The organism is Pseudoalteromonas sp. G5_S1_14_S5, assembly GCF_054968605.1.
The window spans coordinates 1-391 of record NZ_JBQKUM010000240.1 but is presented as its reverse complement, the minus strand read 5'-3'; the positions used below and the strand labels follow the sequence as shown (position 1 = coordinate 391).

The window sequence follows — 391 nt, the reverse complement described above, 5'->3', positions numbered from 1 at the left end:
ATGGCGCTTATGACACAAGGAGTTGCCATGATGCCATACGGATCAAGCGAGCTGTTCCGCTCATCCCACCAAGAGAAGGAGCAGCCTTCTGGGAACAAGGGCATCCTCGTAACTTAGCGGTAGGTTGCCAGAAGCTCTATGGCTCCCAAAAGAAGTGGAAAAAGCGGTATGGCTATCATAAGCGCTCTCTATCAGAGACCGCAATGTACCGAGTAAAGCAGCTGCTAGGTGGGAATTTAAGCCTGAGGAACTACAACGCTCAAGTTGGCGAGACTTACGCTATGATTAAAGCCCTGAATAAGCTTACAGGGCTTGGTATGCCTGAAACACAGTGTATCGGTTAAGAATTAAGCACAATGGGCTGACATGCCTTCTCTCTGAATTAAGCAAC

Annotated in this window: 1 protein-coding gene; it reads left to right on the top strand. The window is 48.3% G+C overall.

Annotation, left to right across the window (positions count from 1 at the left end; translation table 11 throughout):
* Positions 1–344 (top strand): transposase (locus ACTRWI_RS22720; protein ID WP_499133943.1); only part of this gene is annotated, 344 nt, incomplete at its 5' end.
* Positions 345–391: the final 47 nt, after the last annotated feature.